This is a genomic window from Methylobacterium sp. SD274, from assembly GCF_017355285.1.
GTDB lineage: Bacteria > Pseudomonadota > Alphaproteobacteria > Rhizobiales > Beijerinckiaceae > Methylobacterium.
Map to the genome: position 1 here is coordinate 46,206 of NZ_JADIJP010000020.1, position 19,326 is coordinate 65,531.

Annotated in this window: 20 protein-coding genes, 1 tRNA gene and 1 pseudogene; 6 read left to right on the forward strand and 16 right to left on the reverse strand. The window is 61.5% G+C overall.

All coding sequences use genetic code 11. The features are described 5' to 3' along the window. Positions 1-73: 73 nt before the first annotated feature. The 5 genes from IPV08_RS16945 to IPV08_RS16965 form a co-directional block, all read right to left on the reverse strand. A complete protein-coding gene (locus tag IPV08_RS16945) occupies positions 74-790 on the reverse strand; it encodes a hypothetical protein (RefSeq protein ID WP_207412725.1) in 717 nt (238 codons plus the stop codon). Next, positions 787-978, reverse strand: a complete 192-nt coding sequence (locus tag IPV08_RS16950) for a hypothetical protein (protein ID WP_207412726.1) — start codon at positions 976-978, stop codon at positions 787-789. Before IPV08_RS16950 ends, IPV08_RS16945 begins: the two co-directional genes overlap by 4 nt. Then, on the reverse strand, positions 975-1,670 hold the full coding sequence (locus IPV08_RS16955) for a hypothetical protein (protein ID WP_207412727.1): 696 nt from the start codon (positions 1,668-1,670) through the stop codon (positions 975-977). Before IPV08_RS16955 ends, IPV08_RS16950 begins: the two co-directional genes overlap by 4 nt. Next, positions 1,667-5,440, reverse strand: a complete 3,774-nt coding sequence (locus IPV08_RS16960) for a tape measure protein (protein WP_207412728.1) — start codon at positions 5,438-5,440, stop codon at positions 1,667-1,669. The genes IPV08_RS16955 and IPV08_RS16960 overlap by 4 nt, the downstream gene beginning before the upstream one ends. A 598-nt stretch (positions 5,441-6,038) precedes the next feature. After that, a complete protein-coding gene (locus tag IPV08_RS16965; protein WP_207412729.1) occupies positions 6,039-6,338 on the reverse strand; it encodes a hypothetical protein in 300 nt (99 codons plus the stop codon). Between IPV08_RS16965 and IPV08_RS24715 the strand changes: the two genes are divergently transcribed. Further along, entirely contained in the window at positions 6,337-6,588 is a 252-nt protein-coding gene (locus IPV08_RS24715; RefSeq protein WP_246748008.1) for a hypothetical protein, read from the forward strand. The two genes, IPV08_RS16965 and IPV08_RS24715, sit on opposite strands and share 2 nt — an antisense overlap. 12 nt (positions 6,589-6,600) lie before the next feature. Here the strand turns inward: IPV08_RS24715 and IPV08_RS25100 are convergent. Then, positions 6,601-6,852, reverse strand: a pseudogene (locus tag IPV08_RS25100) (MerR family transcriptional regulator); the annotation flags it as partial. A gap of 254 nt (positions 6,853-7,106) precedes the next feature. On the opposite strand from IPV08_RS25100, the gene IPV08_RS16975 reads away from it, so the two are divergent. Genes IPV08_RS16975 through IPV08_RS16985 form a run of 3 tightly spaced genes read left to right on the forward strand, consistent with a single transcriptional unit; the run spans position 7,107 to position 8,574 of the window. Next, positions 7,107-7,430: a hypothetical protein gene (locus IPV08_RS16975; protein ID WP_207412731.1), complete on the forward strand. Its 324-nt coding sequence runs from the start codon at positions 7,107-7,109 to the stop codon at positions 7,428-7,430. A gap of 26 nt (positions 7,431-7,456) precedes the next feature. Next, a complete protein-coding gene (locus tag IPV08_RS16980) occupies positions 7,457-7,921 on the forward strand; it encodes a hypothetical protein (protein WP_207412732.1) in 465 nt (154 codons plus the stop codon). Continuing rightward, the gene (locus IPV08_RS16985; protein ID WP_207412733.1) at positions 7,894-8,574 is read left to right on the forward strand and encodes a DUF4145 domain-containing protein; all 681 of its coding nucleotides are present in this window, start codon (positions 7,894-7,896) and stop codon (positions 8,572-8,574) included. The genes IPV08_RS16980 and IPV08_RS16985 overlap by 28 nt, the downstream gene beginning before the upstream one ends. Before the next feature lie 125 nt (positions 8,575-8,699). Here IPV08_RS16985 and IPV08_RS16990 read toward each other — a convergent pair whose 3' ends face one another. The 7 genes from IPV08_RS16990 to IPV08_RS25105 form a co-directional block, all read right to left on the reverse strand. Continuing rightward, entirely contained in the window at positions 8,700-9,185 is a 486-nt protein-coding gene (locus IPV08_RS16990) for a hypothetical protein (RefSeq protein WP_207412734.1), read from the reverse strand. 585 nt (positions 9,186-9,770) lie between these two features. Beyond that, positions 9,771-10,262: a MarR family transcriptional regulator gene (locus IPV08_RS16995; RefSeq protein WP_207412735.1), complete on the reverse strand. Its 492-nt coding sequence runs from the start codon at positions 10,260-10,262 to the stop codon at positions 9,771-9,773. Then, positions 10,259-10,510 (reverse strand): DUF6074 family protein, encoded by a 252-nt coding sequence (locus IPV08_RS17000; protein ID WP_207412736.1) that lies wholly within the window; start codon positions 10,508-10,510, stop codon positions 10,259-10,261. Before IPV08_RS17000 ends, IPV08_RS16995 begins: the two co-directional genes overlap by 4 nt. After that, entirely contained in the window at positions 10,507-10,956 is a 450-nt protein-coding gene (locus tag IPV08_RS17005) for a hypothetical protein (protein WP_207412737.1), read from the reverse strand. Before IPV08_RS17005 ends, IPV08_RS17000 begins: the two co-directional genes overlap by 4 nt. Positions 10,957-11,140: 184 nt before the next feature. Further along, positions 11,141-11,338 (reverse strand): DNA-binding protein, encoded by a 198-nt coding sequence (locus IPV08_RS17010; protein WP_207412738.1) that lies wholly within the window; start codon positions 11,336-11,338, stop codon positions 11,141-11,143. A gap of 59 nt (positions 11,339-11,397) precedes the next feature. Continuing rightward, the gene (locus IPV08_RS17015) at positions 11,398-12,057 is read right to left on the reverse strand and encodes a hypothetical protein (RefSeq protein WP_207412739.1); all 660 of its coding nucleotides are present in this window, start codon (positions 12,055-12,057) and stop codon (positions 11,398-11,400) included. A gap of 1 nt (position 12,058) precedes the next feature. Next, positions 12,059-13,297, reverse strand: a complete 1,239-nt coding sequence (locus IPV08_RS25105) for a site-specific integrase (protein WP_207412740.1) — start codon at positions 13,295-13,297, stop codon at positions 12,059-12,061. Positions 13,298-13,479: 182 nt separating this feature from the next. Here IPV08_RS25105 and IPV08_RS17025 point away from each other — a divergent pair. Then, positions 13,480-13,553, forward strand: a tRNA-Lys gene (locus IPV08_RS17025). A 141-nt stretch (positions 13,554-13,694) separates the two neighbouring features. Here the strand turns inward: IPV08_RS17025 and IPV08_RS17030 are convergent. From IPV08_RS17030 to IPV08_RS17040, 3 genes are all read right to left on the reverse strand, one after another. Then, positions 13,695-14,756, reverse strand: a complete 1,062-nt coding sequence (locus IPV08_RS17030; RefSeq protein WP_207412741.1) for a DUF3445 domain-containing protein — start codon at positions 14,754-14,756, stop codon at positions 13,695-13,697. 127 nt (positions 14,757-14,883) lie between these two features. Continuing rightward, entirely contained in the window at positions 14,884-15,837 is a 954-nt protein-coding gene (locus tag IPV08_RS17035; RefSeq protein WP_207412742.1) for a PDR/VanB family oxidoreductase, read from the reverse strand. After that, complete coding sequence (locus IPV08_RS17040) at positions 15,834-16,403, reverse strand: dimethylamine monooxygenase subunit DmmA family protein (RefSeq protein ID WP_207412743.1); 570 nt, start codon at positions 16,401-16,403, stop codon at positions 15,834-15,836. Before IPV08_RS17040 ends, IPV08_RS17035 begins: the two co-directional genes overlap by 4 nt. A 1,152-nt stretch (positions 16,404-17,555) precedes the next feature. On the opposite strand from IPV08_RS17040, the gene IPV08_RS17045 reads away from it, so the two are divergent. Then, positions 17,556-19,307: an APC family permease gene (locus tag IPV08_RS17045; protein ID WP_207412744.1), complete on the forward strand. Its 1,752-nt coding sequence runs from the start codon at positions 17,556-17,558 to the stop codon at positions 19,305-19,307. Positions 19,308-19,326: the final 19 nt, after the last annotated feature.

Genomic DNA, 19,326 nt, shown 5'->3' on the forward strand with positions numbered 1-19,326 from the left:
GGGAAAAGGCAGCAGTCCGCAACACCCCACGCGAAGGGCTCCGAAGCGCCTGTGCGAAGGTGCTCGGCTAGCGTCATGCGAAGGCGGGGATCCCCGATGCGGTGATGCGGAAGGGATCGCGCGCGGAGCCCCGGGCCTTGCTCGGGCCGGCAATGGGCTCCCCGATCCTGTCGGACCAGCGCCGTACAATAGAGGTGGTGATGCCCTCGCGGGTGATATGGGTCCGCTGGCAGAAGCCACCAACGACATAGCCGGGCACGCCAGCCGGATCTGTATTCAGGATGCGCCGCTGCCGGTCCATAACCGCGCCGGCTTCGTTGGCACCGGGGTCACCGTGCATTGGTTCGACATGAGAAGCGAGCTCTGGTGACAGAGGGCTGAGAAGGCGGACGAACGGCTCCGTCTTCCACCCCGGCTCGCCATATTCGAGGGTGCCTTGCATGAAGGCCCCAGCAAATTGCCCGACGTGTTCGGAGTAGCCGAGCAACATCAGCTGCCAGCCATCGAAGCTCTTGGGGCCCATAGCGGCCAGGAGGTTGGGCGGCGGGTTGAGGATCAGAGGACCGACATCGCGCACAGCCTGGTCAAACGAGGTGAACAGGGACGGCAAGTGGCTTTGCAGAACGTGGATCGTCTGCGAGTTGCCGCGCACCAACATAGCGGCGTTTATGTGCGGGAGCGGGACCACCTTCGGGGCGATCCAGAGGAGCTTGCCGTCATCCCCAACCCAGGCTCCATCTGTGTAGACGGTCGCCGAATCCTTCTCCGCCCATGCGTTAATCGCAGTCATTTGGGTGCCTTCAGCGAATGAGGGGCGATGGACGCATAGGTTACTGAGGCGGCTCCGATGGTGAAGGCTGTGCCGGCGAGAGCCGTTCCACTCAGAGAGGCAGCGATAAGCGGCGTCAGGATCGGATCGGCATAGGCGCCTGTAGCGTTCGCCGCGAAGATCATCGTTGCCAGGATGATGCGCTTCATGAGTTTACCCCTCCATGCGGATTGATTGGCTCGCCGATACGGTCAGGCCAGCGGTGAATAATGCGAGTAGACATGCCCTCGTGGGTGACGATGGTTTCCTGCATGAACCCACCGATGGTGTGATGGCCCCGGCTTGGGTCGCGCGGATCTGGTTGCTGGGATGCCCTCATAGCCAGCATGATCAGACCAGCGGTCTCAACAACGGGGCGGGGCTTGTCCGGCTTGAGGTGCAGGCCGAGGGCTTCGACTTTATCTTGATCGGGGGCAGGCCAAGCTCCCATCGCGCCCACCATCTTCCGTAGCGTCAAAGGCGGATGATCCTCAAAATCCGGAATCGGGCCGCCGTACACGTCCCACACCTCAAACGCCTGACGCTCTTCGGACCAGCCGGCTAATACGATCTCCCATTCGGTGAGGGGGTATCGATGAAGCCGGTGCATCTCCTCTACGATCTGGCCATCCTCGACCACGCGGGCCAAGGCAACGTCGAAGCTTGGCACCTCTACACCCCAATGTGTGCGCAGCGCCCATAAGAATTGGCTGGGACCTCGCACCGCGACGACACCAGGCCATTCCGGCATCAACAAAACCTTGGAGCCTATCCATTGCAGATGCCCCACTCCGTTAGTGCCGGCACCGTCGGTCAGCATCAGTACCGAGCTTGCATCGGCCATCGCGATGATGCCGCTCATAGGACCACCTCAATCGCACCGCCGCTGCCCGCACATGCCCCTGGGGCGAACGTGCTGCCCAACAAGCCTGACAGCATCCGCTCGACAGGCTTGAAGGCAGCGTCCAACGCCAAGTTGACGATCTTGGATTTGAAGGCGGTTAGCGCATCAGCTGCGGTGGCCGTCCCCGCTACTACGCTTTTGGCCATGTCACTGAAGGCGGTGCTGAAACCGCTTGCCCATTCTGGCGCCGCCTTCTCGCGAAGACGGGATTCGATCAGATCCAGATTGGCAGCGATCTCTGGGGCATCCTTCGCGGCGCGTCTAACCGATTCAATCTGCTGCTCCAGAAGGCGGCCGGGGAAAAGGTCATCGAGGGCAGCCTTCCCGAGCTTCACCCCTTCGAGCTGACGCATCTTGTCGTAGATATCCTGCATGGCCGGCGGGATGCTGGTTAGATCCCCACTCTTGGCGGAGGCGATGAAGGTGTTGATCTGGTCGGCCGCCACCTTTGCCGATTGTGCGAAGCGGACAGTTTTCTGATCGAAGTCGTTAAGCGCCGCGACCTGAGCGTCCTGACTGAGCTCCTCGAGCTTCCGGGACAGGGTATCGGCGTTGCGTTGATCCTTCGAACGGGCAGGCCGGCGGCCAGCCTTTTCAGGGTTCTCTGCCGTATCCAGATGAGCTATTTCTGCCTGGGATAGGCCAGGGAGGTCACGGGTCAGGCGAACCCGTCGAGCAACCGGGCTCTTATCTGCCGCCTGGAGACGGTCCTCGAGCTTCTTGAGTGATTGTTCCCGTAGCTTGGTCTCGGCGGCTACTTTATCGTCGCCAGACAGGACCGTGTTTGCGGCGATCTGCTGAAGCCCAATGGCCTGGCGGTAGGCGTTGGCGAGTTGCTGTGCCTGGACGATGACGGATCCAAGATCAGGCCTTGCCTGGCCCAAAAGCTCCAAAGCCTTTGCCATGGCGAGGCTCGCCGCAGCGGCTTCTCCTGATGCCACCTTCGTTCCATCGAGGTCAGCCTTCACCGTTTGGAGGCTGGAGCCTACAGCCTTTAGAGCACCGGAAAGTGCATCTGTGTCGATCTCGCCAATGGCGCCTTGAAACGCCTCCTTTGCCTTCTCCCCTTCAGCCAGCAGGGCGTCGGTGATCTGCCCGCCCGTCTGGACCTGCGTGTTAAAGCCGGTGGAGAATGCATCGGCCGCATCCCGACCTTGCTGCGCGACGGCATCGATATCCCCGCCGGCAAAATCCTCCAGGCTGACGTCGAGGGTGTCAGTCTTGCTCTTGGCGACGCGATCGGCGTCCTCTCGAGCCACTTGGAACTCACGAACTTTCAAGGCTGCCGCGGAATATTCGTCTCCGGCCGCAGCGGCTTGTTGGGCAATGGGACCATACCGCGGGTCAATCTTCGCCGCCTCCGTTAGAACCCTGTTCAAAGCTTCGCCTGCCTGAGTGGCTGCCTCGCTCGAAGAGGGGAGTTCGCGCAGTTGGGCGATCACCGAGGCGAGGTTTACCCCTACGTTGACCGCAGCCCGTCCAAGAAGGCTGGGCGAGAAAATACCGCCGCCCAAGTCGGTTTGCGCGCTATCCTTCGATGATGCTCGGTTATAGGCGTCCAACAGGATGTCGCGGCGCTCACGCGCGGCCTTGGCAGCTGATTCAATCGTCGCCCGATCCGCCACCAGATCGCGATCCGAGCGCACCTCGCCGCTGAGGTTTTGGGCCTTGAGTTGTTGGAGCCGTTCGCCGAGCCGACCGAGAGCCGCCGTGTGCTCCTCCGTGCGAGCCGCAGCGCGGGCCTGGTAGAGTTCGTACCCGATCGTCGCGACGCTGGCTGCCGTGAGAGCTGCACCTAGCGGCCCACCGAGCATGCCGACAAGCCCACTGAAAGCTCCTGTGGCTGTCCTCGCTGCTCCAGCCAACGCGACCTTTGCAGTGCTCGTACGTGCCGATGCAGTTGCCACGCTCCCGAGCGCTTCTTGCTCTGCGAAATAGGCTCGGTTCAGCACGCCCTGAGCGCGGGACACCTCCTCCACGGCCTGCGTCCGATTCACAACGGCCGACGCGCCTACCTGTCCAGCGAGACTACCAAGACGCGCCTCGGCCTCCGTGAGAGCTTGCGAGGCGGCGCGGCGCTGAGCGGTAGAGGCGATGGCCGCAGCGTCCAACCCAGCTTGCACGCGGGCCCGCTTATGCGCCGAGGCGATCATGCTTTCATCTGCCTGCGCCTCGGCCGTAGCCAGCTTCATGGCCTGGGACGCCAGGGAGGCCTTCCGCTTCTCAATCTGCGTATCCAGCGCAGCGAGTTGCGCCGGGGCTCGCCCGTTCCCACCGGCCTGGGCTGCCGCCTGCTCCAGCGCCGGACGCTTCGCTAGGAGATCGTTCAACATGGCTTCACGCCATGCAAGCTTGCCCTTGGCCCCTTCGACCCGCGCAGCGGCCGCCTGCGAGATGCTGGCGAACACACCCTCAGCATCGCTTCGTTTCAGGAGGGCCGCGCTCTCCCTCTCGGTCGCCCTCGCCGAGATCTCCCGCAGGCGATCGACCTTCGCGGCCTGTTGCTCATAGGCACGCTGCACCTCCGGCGCAGCCTGCCGGAACTTGCTCTGGCCATCGACAGATGCGCGGACACGCTCAGCCTCGCGAAGCCGGGCTTGGGCAGTCTCACGAGTGCTGGTGGCGGTCGAGAGCGCGCCGGTCGCAGAGTCGAGACGTTCTTTAGCAGCGGCGCTTGCATCACGGAATGGGCGGGCGACGCGGGAGCTGGCCCCTCCGAGGAGTCGAGACCCGATTGGGCCGGCCAGCGCCGCGACGGCGAGGATAGCAGCGTCACCAATGCCAGCAATATTCTTGGCAACGAACTCGAGACCACCAGAGAGTGCCTTGGTCACCCCCACGCCCTTATCCAGGTTCCCGATGTAGCGGGTCAGAGCGTTATCGATCTGCTGAACGCCGCCGGCGATCGTCGGCGTGATGCGGGAAAAGACGTCATCCACTTCCGTGCCGGCGTTCAGAATGGCTTTGAACACGCGGCCCGCAGCCAATTCGCCGTTAGACCCCATCTCTTTTAGGCCACCGACCGTGGTGTTGAACTCCCTTGCAATGGCCTGAATGAGAACGGGGGAGTTCTCTGCAATGGATTTAAGCTCGTCACCAGCAAGACGCCCCGACCCGAGCGCCTGAGACAGCTGCGTGGCGATCGACGCTGATTCCGCGACAGTGGCGCCGCCAGCCTGCAAGGCCTTCTGTGTCGTCTCTACCACCTTGAGGATGTCGGTCTGGCTCGCGCCGAGCTGGCTGGAAGAGAGCGTCAGGCGGGAGAATAGGTTGGCGGTTGCCTCGTAGGATGTCCGAGTGCGTTGGGCCGTATCGAAGATTTGCTGATCGACGGCGGCACGCTGTGCCTGGATCGGCAGGACGGATGCTAGACGGTTCGAAATGTTTGTGGCGGTGTCGGCGTAGTTCTTGAAGGCGTTGAAGGCCGTGCCGCCAGCAAGGGCAGCCACGGTCGCTCCGAGCGCTGAGAACCGCTTATCGAGGCCGGCGATGGAATTCTCAGTGAGAACTGCCGACACGCTGATGGACCGCAGGGCAGTGCTCGTTTGGAACAGGTTGTTGGCGGATTGCCCAACCTTCTCGCTCGATGAAGCAATGCCATCTATCGAACGCTTTACGCGAGCACCCGTCTGCTCCGAAGCGCTCGCGGACTCACGCATCTTCGACTGAAACTGATCGGCTCCGAGGAGCCGCAGCGTCACGTCAATGCTGGCGACTGTTGCGGGCATTGATCCCCTCCATCGTGCCAACCTCGACGCCAATTTTTGTTGCGGAGGTTTCGCGGAATCTGACGAGTACGCTCGGTCGTGACACCGGGCGGGAATTCCTTAATCGGACCCGGCTACCCCTTCGGAGAGGGCAGGGGGTTGGCACGCAGGTGTCAGGCTGCATGTGCGTGGTCCCGTCCGTGCCGTGGCTTCAGGACCGGGCTGGAGCGTGCTCTGGCCATGGCAGACGCGAACACACGCCGGAGCGAAGCCTGATGCTCCTCCAGTTCCTGCGCCATGCTGGCGAGGTAGGTCCGTTCGTCTTGGGGGAGGGCGTGCCAGTAGCGGTCTACGCTAGCGCGGGTGACGCCGAAGCGTTGAGCAACGTCCCTCAGACTGAGACCGGCAGCACAGGCCAACTCGATCTCATAGCGCAGAGGGTGCGCGGCGACAGTGCTCTGCCGACCTGGCTTCTTAAGGGTGTCGTGCTGCATGCGCAGGAGCTCCACCGGATGACCGGATCTGGGAGGCCCGCACGCCCTGAGGCGCCTATGGCATGTCGATGGAACGGCTCATGCCGTTAGTGACACAAGAACATATCGTGAAAGTTTGTCTCGGATCAACCGAAAAATGAGGCGCCTGACGTTGCAGTGCCTACATCGTCTACCGCTACCGATCGAACTAAGGAGCGTCCTTCGATCGGAGTCGCGAGCCGCTGAGCATCCTGTAGGGCTGTAATCAGGGCACCGATCTTAGCAATAGGAACCCGCAGCCCCTTTGCCGTCTCACACATCTCGCCTCGGCCATTGGCAGCAGCAATGCGAAGATCAAGGCCGACATCACCGCGCTTCTCTCTCAACACGAGCCTGATGCTTTCTCGGGCCGACTTCCGCACCTCGCCGACGATCCGTTCAGGCATGGAGCGATCCTCCGTTGCGGGCCTGGGCAAGGCACTGGTCAGCGAGGGCACGGCACACGATTGGATCTGTGAGCGCCGCGGTCAGGGCGTCACGCTGCTTCAGCGAAAGAGCGGCGAGGGCGATCCTACCAGCCGGACCAAGGATATCGAGTGCGGCCACCTCACCGCGTCCTGCAGCGTAGACGAAGGCAAGGCCTTTGGTTCGGAGTATCCGCTGCGCGCCTTCGATACTGAGGCGCTGAACGTGTAGTAGCTCACGGATCCCTTTCAGCAGCGCAACGTCCTCTGGGCGATAGTAGCGCCGACGGTTCCTGCGTACGGGCCGCACCTGCGGGAATCGCGTTTCCCAGAACCTGACCACGTGTTGCTCAACGTCGAGATCCGCAGCCACATCGGCGATACCTCGAAACGTCATGACTATCCCCCCAAGATAGATGACATCTAACACATCGGTACAAGCGATAGATAGGACGCATCGATAGGGAAGCGCCGTTCTCAGAGCCGAGAGGAGCATGTCTCAAAATTTTTTTTGCTCTGAGAAAGTCTCCCCAAATTGAACAAGAGGTTTCCCGTCATTAAGCCGCGTACGCCGTTGAGGCCGATTATGGATGACAGGCCTTGAGGCGACACGACGAGGGCCGCGGCGAGCCCGCCATTATGGTAGCGGTAACTGGGATAGAGCCGAAAGGACGGAGAATGGGATGGACCTGCAGCGAGCATCGCGCGATCCTTCGAGCTCCTGCAATCACGAGTGTATAAACGGCCTCAATGGCAAAAACGACGATCGCCCTTGCAACCGTCCTGCTCATAGGAAATGGGGTAGTTACGGCTGCTGAGGATGAAACAAACCCACGGTTCTGCTACGTCGTCGCCGACACCCTCGATAAGGCGACAGTTCGGACCAAGGTACTGCTGAAGCAGGTGGAGGATCTACATCTATCCGGGCTTGCAGGTCAGCTCCGCGACAAGGACGACCAGGCAGCTTATGACGCTGCGCTGAAGGCTCGAGTGAGTATGATGGAGGCTGCGCGCCACTTCCAAGCCGCCTATGAGGACCTAGCCTACCGGATGAAGCTTTGTGCCAGGCGGTAGGCCATCACGAGGCGCGCGAGCGCGTCTTGCGCGATGTCTCAGGCGAATGGGTGAAGCAGGCCGGCAAGGAGACAGCTGACAGGGCCGTGCAGGGCCTGCACTTCCTCCAGGCTGACGAGTACCTGACCCGGCGCGAATCCAATGTCCTGCGCGATCGTGAGAAGCGAGACCGAGCCCAGGAATGGGAGCGCGTCACCGGTAAGCCACTCGTCTGGTACAATCGCCTCTGGTTCGCGTGGTTCGGAATGGCGCTGTGGTGCGCTGTGGTGGCCGTGGGCGGCGTTCTCGTTGCCCCCGGCACATCCGAGGCTCGTGAGGCTTCTCCCCGGTGGAAGGCGCTCGCAGCGTGTGGCGTCGTCTCAATGAATTCGCCAGAGTACGAACGCCGCTGCCGGCGTTTCAGCCGGACAGAGATCACCACGACGCGAAGCTATGACGGGCCGGGCTATGGTGCCCCGCGCGAATGGGAATTGCCGAAGGCTTGGGAATAGAAATGCCGGTTCTTGTTCATGATTGTCCGCATTGCCCTGCAAACAATGTATCATTGAAAGCTGTTCTTATAAGGCAAAGGGATGAGAATAATGTAACGGCTCATTTCATTTGCCAAATCTGCAGCAAGCCAATAGGGGCTTGGTTTCGTCGAGACGCCAATCGGGCAGGCGTTTCTTATTCATCACTCGTTAGCTTTGACGGGTCATTTACTGACACAGGCTGGGTCATGGAAAAGATGTGGCCCGAGAAAAGGAATACGGAGGCTCCCAGCAATGTACCTCTGCCAATAGCAAGAAATTTTATTCAAGCGGAACACGCCGCAACTGCGGGCCACCGGGAGTCAGCTGGGATGACCTACCGGCGAGTTCTTGAACTTACGATCAAGGACCGATTTCCAACGGGTAAGGGATCGCTTGCGAGACGCATTCACGACTATGCGGCGGCAGGCGGACTTACCGATGCCATGAAGGAGTGGGCCGATACTGTTCGTGAAATTGGGAATGAGACCGCTCACGATACTACCGAACCTTCCGAAGAAGATATTCAGGATCTAGCGGCTTTCACACGAGTGATGCTCGAATACCTTTATACGATGCCAGCCAAGGTCGCCGCTCGTACTCCTACACCGCCGCCTGGAGACGCACCTCCATAGTGTCGACTGCCCTTGATCGGTCAGCCAGCCCGTAGAACCTCGCCGTGGCATCCACCGCGGCGAGGAACAGCAACGTCAGCGCTCTCATCGCCGAACCCTTGCCCCGGCGCGGCATCCTCCCCCGCTTACTCCGCAGTTTCAGCCCTTTGGTGCTGAGCGCGAGCCTCCGCCCATTCCCGGTCTCTAACGGCTTGCTGCTCTTGAATAACCGCGTCCGCCTTGGCCTGTTCGGCATACATCTTGAGGTCTTCTCTCCGCTGACGAGCGGCAGCCTTCTTGCGCCGCTCCAGCTCCGCAGCCTTCTGCGCGATCATCTCCGCGACCGTGATCGGCTCTGGCTTCGCCTTGGGCTTCCTCCATGCATAGGCATAGGCCTCATAAGGCGCCCGAGAAGCCGAGGGGGGAGCCTGTGAAGGTGCTGGCCCTGTGGATGGCCGTGGAGCGGCATCCACAAGCTGCACAGCCTCTTCCAGCGTCATACCGGCCGAAGCCGCCACACGTGCCGCAGCGGCCCTTCCAGCCGCGCGCTCGCCGGGTGTAGCACCGCGGTCCGCAAGGGTCCGGCATTTCTCGAACCGATCCTGATCGAATTGGAACGGCTGCGATGTCATGCTTTGCCGTTTTCCAAGGCTGCCGCGCGATCAATCGGGCTGTCTAAGATTTGCATCTGGAAGGCGAGACCTGCTGTTGCGACGGCCCCGCTTCGATAATCGGGGGGCGGCAGCTTCCCAAGCCTCATCTTCAGCCCGCTTAGCGGTCTCCCGCCTAAACTGCTCAGCCAGATGCTCCTCAACGACCGGATCCTTTCCTGCAGCTTCGATGGCGGCATTCAGCGCATGCGCCAACGCAGCCGCTTGGCTCAAGTCCAGATCGATTGTGTCAGCCGATCGTGAGCCGCCCCCGATGCCATCGCGAACCTTCAGGTGCACCAAAGGCCGACTGTCGGCCTTCACCGCAGAGATGGCCACTTGGCGGTTTCCCTTGCCGCCTACACGGACCTTGAAACCGCATGCCTCACGGATCACGACACGTCCCTCCTAATTGATTGGGCAATCGATTTCAGGATCTGAGGGAGCCAAGACAGGAAGGCGCAGCGCTTCTCCTCGGTGGCTCTTTCCGGAACGGTGACTGGTTAACTACACAGTGTCCGGTGTCAGGTACCGTGAAACAGTGAAATGGGGGTTCACGGTCCGGCCTCAGGTACCGTTTCGGGCATTCTGAGCGATCACTGTCCGGCCACAGGTACCGTACGGTCCGGCTACAGGTACCTGAGGTACCTCAGGGCGGACCGTGAAATTGCTTTCAGGGCGCCATTTGGTGAATTCCTTGGTCGGCAATTCACCGTCCGTGTCGGACGGGTACTCGGTCAAACGCCACTCGGTCGCGCGCTTGTTTTTATGACTGAAGGCACCGCGGACAGTGACGACAGCAAAGCCTTTCTCTTGGAGCTCACGAAGGTACTCAGCGGCCGTGCTCTTTCCGACACGCAGCTCGTCGCTCACCTCACGTATCGAGAGGGGGATCGCTCCATTGTTGGATCCTGGTCCAGCATATCGCTTCCCAAGCATGAGATAGGTAGCGCGCGCACCTGCAGACAGCGACTTCCAAGCAATGGTATCGGCCATGTAGTGGAAGATCCGGGTGTGCCGACCGACCTTGCCCGAATTGCCTTTCTGATCCCTCTTCATGCGGCTCCCCCGTGGCTGAGGAGGAGGCGCCAGAGATGCGCACGGATGGCACCTTCGTAGGATGCTACCTCAGGCCGGATCAGTTCTTCGGCTACGCCCTTCTTCCGAAGGCCATCCTCGAGCCGCCGAAGCTGTTCACGAAGGTGCCCCTCTGCGTGGTTGTGCGGGACCGTCAACATATAGCCGGCGGTTTTGCGGATCTGCGGTAAGCGCCGTGCGAAACGGAATGGGACGACGATCGCGCTCATGATGCGCCGGCCTCCATCATTGTGGCGAGGTCGAGCACTGCGGCCGCGCCCGCGCGGTACGAGTCGGCGCGGATCTTTTCCACTGTTGGCGGCTCTGTCAGCGGCGAGAAATGCTTTCTGTCCTGTTCAAAGGCGATGAAGTCACGCAACGCCTCCACCGCCTCAGCATAGGTTGCCGGTATCTGCTCGCCGATATGGTCATCGAGGACCAGAAACAGAGCGTGCATGTGCGGAGGCAAGGGGCCTTCCAGCACGCCAGCCAAGTCGCAGATCTCGGTGAGGGTGTAATCACGCCCGAAGAAACTAACAGCCGGCTCGGGGTCGTACTCACGCCGGCCCGTCTCCAGGTGCACCACGCCCCATTGTTCTTGTCGCTCGTTGTCTAGCCGCCAGCCCAAAAGCCGGACGGCTGCAATGTGAAAGGCTTCGCGGATGTCGGCGGTCATGGCGACACCGCCTTTCCGGCCGCGCGGGCGCTCTGTGCGGACTTTCGGTCGGTCAAGATTCCAACCGGCAGCCCGTCAGCGTCATAAGCGTAGTCGCCCGCTGTAGAGTTCCGGATGAATCCTATGGGCGTGCGGCCGTCACAAAGGGCGACATCGCTGCGAACGGTGCCAGGGCGGGGGGCGCTCATGCTGCGGTCCTCCGGGCAGCGCGCTGACGCTCCCAAGTCTCGATAGCCTCAAGAGGGTAGAGATTGCGGCCGTTGAGCTTGACCGCCTTCGGGAAGCCGAGCTTTTCGTCTTTCTCCCAACGGTACAGCGTCTTCACATTGATGCTGTAGCGCGCCGTTAGTTCGCCGCTGGTGGCGTATCTTCTGGTGTTCATTGTCCGCTCCGGTGTGTCTTGGGAACGGACAAAAGATGCATCCTGCAAATTGGCAGCGCTCAGCCCGCGCTGCCAACTTTCTTCGGTGCGTTGGCAGCGATGACTTTTCGGATCGTGTCCAATTTTCTGTCTAGAAATTCTCCTCGCCCCTGCAGGATCGCAGCAACAGATCTAGGCGATAAATCCGGCTTTGCGCTCCAGATATCGCGCGCAAGACGGTTCGCCCTTTTTATCCAAGACGACGCCGCTAACTGCTTTTGCTTGTTATTAACCTTCCTCGCCACAGCAAGATCATTTCTTTTGTTTATTCCTTGCTTGATAAGGGGCTCGTAGCCGAGCATCCGCATTTGCTCACTATATCTTGCGACTGTACAGCCCCAGCTTACTGCGTTCCACACATCGCCGCGCTCACCGCAAGCAAAAGCGGCGGCGGTCAGGTCCACAATGCTTGCACAATACCATTCGACTGAAGGATGATCGAAACCTTCCCTCCGCGCCCGCATCTCGCAAGATCCGGCTTCCGACGATAAGCCTGCGGCCTGAAGATACGCCCGACAATCATCAGCGAAGATCATGAGCTTAGTTCGGATGTCCATCGGCGTTTTTGCCAGTTGTCCGAACAGATCGAACAGAGACACGGTATCGCCGATTTCAACTGTGTCTCTGTCGATTGCGCCGGTGACAGGTCCGGCAACCGGCTTGATGGTGCTCCTGGCCATCTCAGGCGCTCCGCCGGGCAAGCTGGATCACCTTCGCCCCGGACATCAGCAAGACGTCGAGGTGGCCCGCCCATAGCTCCATGGCGCGGCGGCGCTCATCCGCAAAATCGTGTCTCTGATAAACGCCAACGATACCGCCGAAGGTGCCCGACGTGTGATTGAGCGCCTTCTCGACCACGTGCACGGACACGCCAAGGCGGGCGCACCCGCTCGCGAATGTCCTGCGGATGTCGTGGAGCCGCCAGGGCGCCAACGGCTCGCCTTCCGGCATGTGAGCCGCGGCGAGGCGGTTCAAGCGGTCATGCGCCTTGCTGACGCCCGAGAACGGGGTGGTGCCGTTCGTAGTGAATACGAAGAGAGGTTTGGCGCCTATACGCGGCAGACCATCGAGGATTTCCGTAACGCGGGGCGACAGAGGCACCACGTGCGCCCGGTCGTTCTTCGCTCGCTCTCGCGGAATCGTCCACGAGGAAGCGGCAAGGTTGAATTCGCGCCAATCGGCTTCCAGCACTTCCGAGCGGCGCTGGCCTGTCAGAATCAAGAGTTGAACAGCCGAGCCGAAGGGGTAGCCAATCTCACCAGCCGCCTTCCAGATCGCGGTCAATTCGGCGTCGGTCAGCACCCGGTCGCGGGCGATTTCCTGAGACGGAGGCTTGAGCCCGGCCATCGGCGAGGCTTCCAGCACGCCCCGCTCCACCGTCCAGGCGTAGAACCGGCGTAGGGCTGAGAACAGGCGGTTCGCATGGATGGTGGCGCCACGCTCCACCACAGCGTCGATGGCGTTCAGGATCTCGCGCCGGCCGATAGTGCGGATGTCTTTGTCCTGCCAGGGGGCAAGGTCGCCCTCTGTCAGGAACACCTCCGTCTGCCGCCACGTGCGGTTCCGAGGCTTGGCGTACCGCGCGATGAAGTCCGCGGCGACCATGCCAAAGCGCATCGTCACGACGGCCGCTTGCTCGATTTGTGCGGCCGCCTTCTCGCCGGCTGGGTCACGCCCTTCGGATACCGCCTGCAGCGCCTCACGGGCTCGCTCACGGGCATCGCCAAGCCCCAGGCGGGGATAGGGGCCGAGTGTGTGCTTCTTGGGCTTCCCGGCTGCCCTGTAGCGCACCGCCCAACTCTTCGCGCCGCTCGGCTGGATGACAAGGTAGAAGCCGGGAAGAGCGCTGTCCGGTAGCTCCAGACGCTTCGACGGATCGGCCTTCGCGTGCTCAACGCTACGTGCTGTGAAAGCGGCCACGGTAATCCTTCCGCTCCCCGGAGGACCTTCGCGAAAAGGATCAGCTGGTCCTATCCGGGTAACGGTGGGGTAGCGGGCACACCGTGCCTTGCGACGTTACCCCATCGGTGTCTCATGAGCGGACATTGCAGGTCAAGCGCTCTTGAAAAGACCCTCCCTCATGTCCTGGGATGCACTGATGTGAGATGCGCCGAAACAGGCACGCAATAGACTTTTAATCTGTAGGTCCTGGGTTCGAGTCCCAGCGCGCTCACCACTTACTTTATTGATTAAACCAGCGATTGCCGGTCTTTGCGGCATCATCAGCAAGTCTGCAACTGCCATTTCCAAGGCTTCCGACCCTCGATAGTTCGGGCGGCCCGCCTCTACACCACCGCCTCAAAATCTTACAGGCAGCTCAGGCCGGCAACTGGGTCTGGTCGGGCTGGATGCCGAGGGACAGGGGTGTGCCGTCGTCCATAGCGGCCAGACGGGACACCAGCAGGTCGTAGAAGCGGGTCAGGCCCTTGTACTCCACGAGTTCGGGCGGGAGCGTCGCCAGTACGCGATGGAGGCGCTTGTGCCACTTTTTCACCCGCTCGATATCCTGCAGGCTGATCAGGTAGCAGCGGATTCCGAACAGGATCGCGTTGGAGCGGGGCAGGCGGAACAGGGTCTGTAACTCGACGCGCAGGTGAAGCTTGCCCGCGATGTTCTCCGCCGTGAGGGTGGTGCGGTCGGGGCCCCAGTCGGGATAATTCTCGGGCGAGGTATCGAGACGGGGGTTGATCGTCATCGTCCAGTTCAACCGGCGGACGGGATGCCCGTATTGCAGACGCAGGAGATATTGCAGCGCCCGGTCGAATACGCCGATCTCATGTGCCAGCGGTACCGGCCCGTGCCATTCGTGAAAGCTCATCCCGATATCGAATTCCAGCGACCAATCCGCCTGCGTCGTGACCATACCGCCATCGACGTAGAGATTGCTGTCCCGCTGATCCTGAAGGGTGAAATCGCCTTGCGCCTGACGAGTGATGTATTCGAACGGTTCGCAGGGCAGCGTGGACGCATCGCCGAAGACGAAGCGTTGGTCGAGGTTCAGGGGACGGTTGATCCAATGCCACGCGGTCCCGTCCCGCTTCAGGCTGAAATGCTCGGGGTAATCCGTGGACAGGCTCTCCATCAGGAGTTCGAGCGTGTCCCATTGCGCGGGCATCATGTGCGGCAGCACCTGACACCGTTTCGGATCGTGATCGAGGACGATCGCGCGCTCCCTGCATTCCGCGACGTAATGTTCGTCCACATCGAACGCGTGTTCGAAGGCAGGCGACGGGCCTCCTTTCACATGAGGCTCGATATTGACCGAGTACCTGTATGTGTCTTCGCCGAACGGAAACGGAAAGCGGAGGACCGCAGCGTCGCTGTTCCGATAGGAAAAGTCGTCCCGGAACGTCTCGTCCGTCTTGAAGTGAATACCCATTTCAGCCACCTTTTCCCAAGCGGCACTGATACCGACCGATGGCCGGTCTCAGCGCGTTAGGCGGACGCCCGCCGCCGCGCGGTCGCAACAACAGACGACGATCGGTTCTCCTCGTCGTCGACTAATCTTAGAAATCGAGCACGAGGGTCTCGGATCTGGCCCGGGAGACGCAGGTCGCGATGAGGCGTCCCTCCGACTTCTCGGCAGCGGACAGGACGTGATCGCGATGGTCGGGGAGGCCCTCCACCACGGGGAGGAGGCAGACGCCGCAGGCGCCCCCCCTGCAGAGGCAGGGGGCCTCAATGCCATACCCTTCCAGCGCCTCGAGAAGAGTCTGCGACGCCCCGACCTCGATCGACCGGCCGGACCGCGCCAGGGTGACGACGAACGGCTCGCCGCCCTTGGCCCCGCCGAAACTCTCGCGATGGATTGCATGGGGCGTCCATCCGAGGCTGCGCGCAGTCTCCTCGACCGCATCCATGAGGCCCTCCGGCCCGCAGGTATAGACATGCGTGCCCAGCGGCTGGTCGGCGAGGAGGGCGGCGAGATCCGGTCGCGCTCCCCGGGCAACGCCATGAACGTGAACGTTCGTCGCCTCGGTTCCGAGCAGGTCCCGAAAGGTCTCGACCTCGTCGCCGGCGCAGAATTGATGCAGTTCATAATTGGCGCCACGAAGCGCGAGGACCGGCAAGTAGGACAGGAACGGCGTCAAACCGATGCCGCCGGAGATCAGGATATGCTTTCGGGCCCGGGACGCGATGGGGAACAGGCTCGCAGGTACGCCGAGTTCCACGGCATCACCAGCCTTGAGCATGTCATGCAGGAAGTGCGAGCCGCCGCGCGATTCCGCAACACGGCGGACGATGATCGCGTAGTGATCACGTTGATCGGGTGGTGTCACCAGCGAATAGGCGTTCTGCCAGACACGGTCCGTATCCCGCAGAGTGACGAGCACATGCGCCCCTGGCGGTGAGGTGGGGAATGTTCCGCCGCCTTCCGGAACGAAGCGGAAGCGCTTCAGGGTCGGGTTCAGGAGTTCGATCTCGGCGACGCGCGCCGACAGCTTGCCTTCGACGATCATGAATAGGCCTGCTCTGCGGGAGGAACGTCGCCAGCGACTTCGGCATCGACCTTGACCCCCATGAAAGCCGAGAGGCGCCGGGAGAAATGATCCCGGACGAAAAGGTTCGCGCCGCAGCCCTCGCATCGGACGATGGTGGTCGTCACTGCGTGGTTGAAGGTCCGGCAATGGACGCAGGCGACGCGACGCGCCTTGGTGCCGGAATGGCACTGGAAGATCTCCTGCTTGTTCATTCCGGCGCGTTGCGCCGTGTTGAAGACGTCCCAAAGGAAATCCTCGGTCCCGCTTGCATAGAGCCGCAGCCCCATGCGTTCCCGCGCGAGACGATGGTCGAGGCGATCGATGAGGTGCCGTGGCGAACGAAAGCATCGCCCACCACCGGCCTCGGGCGGTCTCGTACGGCCCTCCTGGTCAGGGGCCGCGACGAACCAGATCTCCGCTTCCTGTCCGGGCGATGCCGCGAAGCTGAAGGCCGGAGAGTCTGAAACCAGCAGGTGTCGTAATCCGGAGGAATCCACCGCCAGCGACTGATAGACCGGCCGGCTCTTGATGAACTGATCTGACATCGGCCTCATCTCGACAACGGACGATATGGCAATCACCCGGCTCATCATTCCCATTCACGGTCGCAGCGGTCGGCACGGACCATGCGAACCCTCGGAGCAGAATTTCATCCAAGGAGCATGACTCTCCGTGACCCAACCATAGGGCAACAACCGTTCTCTAAGAGAATTTAATTTTCGCTAAGAGAATAAAAATGTCAATCGCCGATTTCGTCCGGCACGTTGGCCCGATGTCGATCAGGCAAGTGCCGGACGATCGTTTCATCGACTGCCTTCGTCAAATTCTCGAAAAAGCAGGGGCGATCCTGATAAATTGAAAGTGCCCAGCAGGGCCAAAGCCCATGAATCCACGGTTGATTCGGGCATCCTCGGCGATTGATCCCCTCAGGGCAACACAGTGTGCGGGCCATGAAGGATGTCAGCGCCTTGCGATCATCGGCAGCAGATGATTCTGCCTGATCAGATTGCTTATATACTGAGCATAAATGGATAAAAACGGCCAATTGCGGTGCATTTCAGTTCAATTTCCGTCCTTACTCGGCGGTGACCTGCAATAGCGCTTGACAGCCCTTAGCCCGAGGGGAAATGATTGTTCCCGTAGAGAACCCAGGCGATCGTCGACGGTCTCGCTCACGTGATTTGCCGGCCACTCCTGCCCGGCACGACCCGACCGTCCGGCTGACATCCATCAGCCGGACAACACCAAACAGATCTTCATCCCGTGTGCCGACAGGACCTTTGTAGCAGCCACCAAACATCAGGGTAGCGACGATACCGGCATTTCACCCTAAACTTTGGCCTTCGCGCCAATTCGAAGGTGACATGTCCAAAGCAAGTCCATCGACAACTCTGCCAACCTAAATAAATAGCGAACAACAAACCACTAAAGGTACGCTTTCCACCATCATAGCCGGCAGTGGGCAAGCTGGTCTTTTCTGATCAAACGATAAAATATCTCGAAGACATGTCTCTCAGCGCTTCTCACTGGCGTGGCGAGTGCGCACGGGAGCGTGCCTCATGGAAAAGACGAGGCTCCGGGTGCTCCTCGGTTCTTCCCAAACCTCATCGAAACGAACGGCCCGGGGATCGCAGCTTCGCGGAGGGCGCGTCTCGATCCGAACTGATCCCTCGCCAAGACAAATGGAGCATTCAACCATGAGCACCGGACTGACATCCGCGGCAAAGCCTCTGGCGGGCTACACTTCCCCCGCCATCGAAGCCGCCGGAGACGGCAAACTCCATCGCAGCATCAACTGGACGGGCGCGTTCTGGGTCGCCAGTGGCGTTCCCGCCCTCGTCCTGTTCTCGGTGGGCGGCATTGCCGGCAATACGGGCAAGCTTGCCTTCCTGATCTGGACGCTCTCCATGATCATGGGCTTCATCCAGTCCTTCACCTATGCGGAGATCGCCGGCCTGTTCCCGAACAAGTCGGGCGGAGCGTCGGTCTACGGGGCCGCGGCCTGGGTGCGCTACACCAAGCTGGTGGCGCCCCTCTCGGTCTGGTGCAACTGGTTCGCCTGGTCGCCGGTCCTGTCGCTGGGCTGTTCCATCGCGGCCTCCTACATCATCAACGCGGTGGCGCCGCAGCCGACGGCCACGTCGCCGGCCGTGGTGCAATGGCTCGCCACCAACGGTGCCGCCCTGCAGATGGCCGATGCCGACAAGGTGACGGCGGCCATCGCGGCCGTGGCGCCCGGCATCCGCAGCTGGACCCTGTTCACCACCACCCTCGGCCCGGTCTCGCTCTCCCTGAACCTGGCCTTCTTCATCGGCGCCGCCCTCATGCTCGCGGTCTTCGCCGTGCAGCACCGCGGTATTCTCGGAACGGCGAACGTCCAGAAGTATATCGGTCTCCTCGTCATCATCCCGATGTTCATCGTCGGCGTGGTCCCGCTGCTGATCCACGGCGTGAACTGGGAGAACTTCTCTCCGCTCGTCCCCCTCGCCGCACCGGCCGCTCCCGCGCCGGGTGCCTGGAACGTCACGGGCTGGACGCTGGTCCTCGGCAGCATGTTCATCGCGGCCTGGTCGACCTACGGGTTCGAGACGGCGATCTGCTACACCAGCGAGTTCCGTGATCCCGCCAAGGATACGTTCAAGGCGATCTTCTATTCGGGCCTGCTCTGCCTCCTGCTGTTCACCCTCGTGCCCTTCACCTTCCAAAGCATGCTCGGCGTCGAGGGGATGCTGGAGGCCTCCATCGTGGACGGGTCGGGTGTGGCGGCAGCACTCGCGCACATGGTCGGCGGCGGTCCCATCGTCGAGAACTTCCTCGTCATGCTGATGATCCTGGCCCTCGTGCTCTGCATCATGACGGCGATGGCGGGGTCCTCGCGCACCCTCTACCAGGGCTCGGCCGACGGTTGGCTGCCGCGCTACCTCAGCCATGTGAACGAGCACGGCGCGCCGACGCGGGCGATGTGGACCGATCTCGTCTTCAACCTCGCGATCCTGGCGATCGCCTGTGCCGATGCGACGAGCTTCTTCTTCATCCTGGCCGTGTCGAATTGCGGCTACATCATCTTCAACTTCCTCAACCTCAACTCGGCCTGGATCCACCGCATCGACTCGGCGCATATCCCGCGCCCCTACCGCGCACCGACTGTCATCCTGGTGCTCGGCGGCGTCTTCGCCTTCGTGAATGTGATCTTCATGGGCGCGGGCGCGAAGGTCTGGAACCCGGTCGCTCTCTGGGCCGGCCTGATCACCGCCGCCCTGATCATCCCGGTCTTCTGCTACCGCCACTATGTCCAGGACGGCGGCAAGTTCCCGGCGGAGATGTACGAGGACCTGCATGTCGGCCCCGACGGTGCGGTGAGCCGCCGCCGGGCGGGAATCCTGCCCTACCTGACGCTCGCCGCCGGCGTCGTGGTGCTCCTCCTCTCGAACTGGTTCTTCCAGCTGTGATCGAACCGGGCTGCCGGGA

Bases quoted from the DNA above. Each gene is read 5' to 3' on its own strand.
- IPV08_RS16945 (WP_207412725.1), bottom strand. From the start codon at position 790: ATGACTGCGATTAACGCATGGGCGGAGAAGGATTCGGCGACCGTCTAC.
- IPV08_RS16950 (WP_207412726.1), bottom strand. From the start codon at position 978: ATGAAGCGCATCATCCTGGCAACGATGATCTTCGCGGCGAACGCTACA.
- IPV08_RS16955 (WP_207412727.1), bottom strand. From the start codon at position 1,670: ATGAGCGGCATCATCGCGATGGCCGATGCAAGCTCGGTACTGATGCTG.
- IPV08_RS16960 (WP_207412728.1), bottom strand. From the start codon at position 5,440: ATGCCCGCAACAGTCGCCAGCATTGACGTGACGCTGCGGCTCCTCGGA.
- IPV08_RS24715 (WP_246748008.1), top strand. From the start codon at position 6,337: ATGGAGCGATCCTCCGTTGCGGGCCTGGGCAAGGCACTGGTCAGCGAG.
- IPV08_RS16965 (WP_207412729.1), bottom strand. From the start codon at position 6,338: ATGCCTGAACGGATCGTCGGCGAGGTGCGGAAGTCGGCCCGAGAAAGC.
- IPV08_RS16975 (WP_207412731.1), top strand. From the start codon at position 7,107: ATGGCAAAAACGACGATCGCCCTTGCAACCGTCCTGCTCATAGGAAAT.
- IPV08_RS16985 (WP_207412733.1), top strand. From the start codon at position 7,894: ATGGGAATTGCCGAAGGCTTGGGAATAGAAATGCCGGTTCTTGTTCAT.
- IPV08_RS16990 (WP_207412734.1), bottom strand. From the start codon at position 9,185: ATGACATCGCAGCCGTTCCAATTCGATCAGGATCGGTTCGAGAAATGC.
- IPV08_RS16995 (WP_207412735.1), bottom strand. From the start codon at position 10,262: ATGAAGAGGGATCAGAAAGGCAATTCGGGCAAGGTCGGTCGGCACACC.
- IPV08_RS17000 (WP_207412736.1), bottom strand. From the start codon at position 10,510: ATGAGCGCGATCGTCGTCCCATTCCGTTTCGCACGGCGCTTACCGCAG.
- IPV08_RS17005 (WP_207412737.1), bottom strand. From the start codon at position 10,956: ATGACCGCCGACATCCGCGAAGCCTTTCACATTGCAGCCGTCCGGCTT.
- IPV08_RS17010 (WP_207412738.1), bottom strand. From the start codon at position 11,338: ATGAACACCAGAAGATACGCCACCAGCGGCGAACTAACGGCGCGCTAC.
- IPV08_RS17015 (WP_207412739.1), bottom strand. From the start codon at position 12,057: ATGGCCAGGAGCACCATCAAGCCGGTTGCCGGACCTGTCACCGGCGCA.
- IPV08_RS17030 (WP_207412741.1), bottom strand. From the start codon at position 14,756: ATGGGTATTCACTTCAAGACGGACGAGACGTTCCGGGACGACTTTTCC.
- IPV08_RS17035 (WP_207412742.1), bottom strand. From the start codon at position 15,837: ATGATCGTCGAAGGCAAGCTGTCGGCGCGCGTCGCCGAGATCGAACTC.
- IPV08_RS17040 (WP_207412743.1), bottom strand. From the start codon at position 16,403: ATGTCAGATCAGTTCATCAAGAGCCGGCCGGTCTATCAGTCGCTGGCG.
- IPV08_RS17045 (WP_207412744.1), top strand. From the start codon at position 17,556: ATGAGCACCGGACTGACATCCGCGGCAAAGCCTCTGGCGGGCTACACT.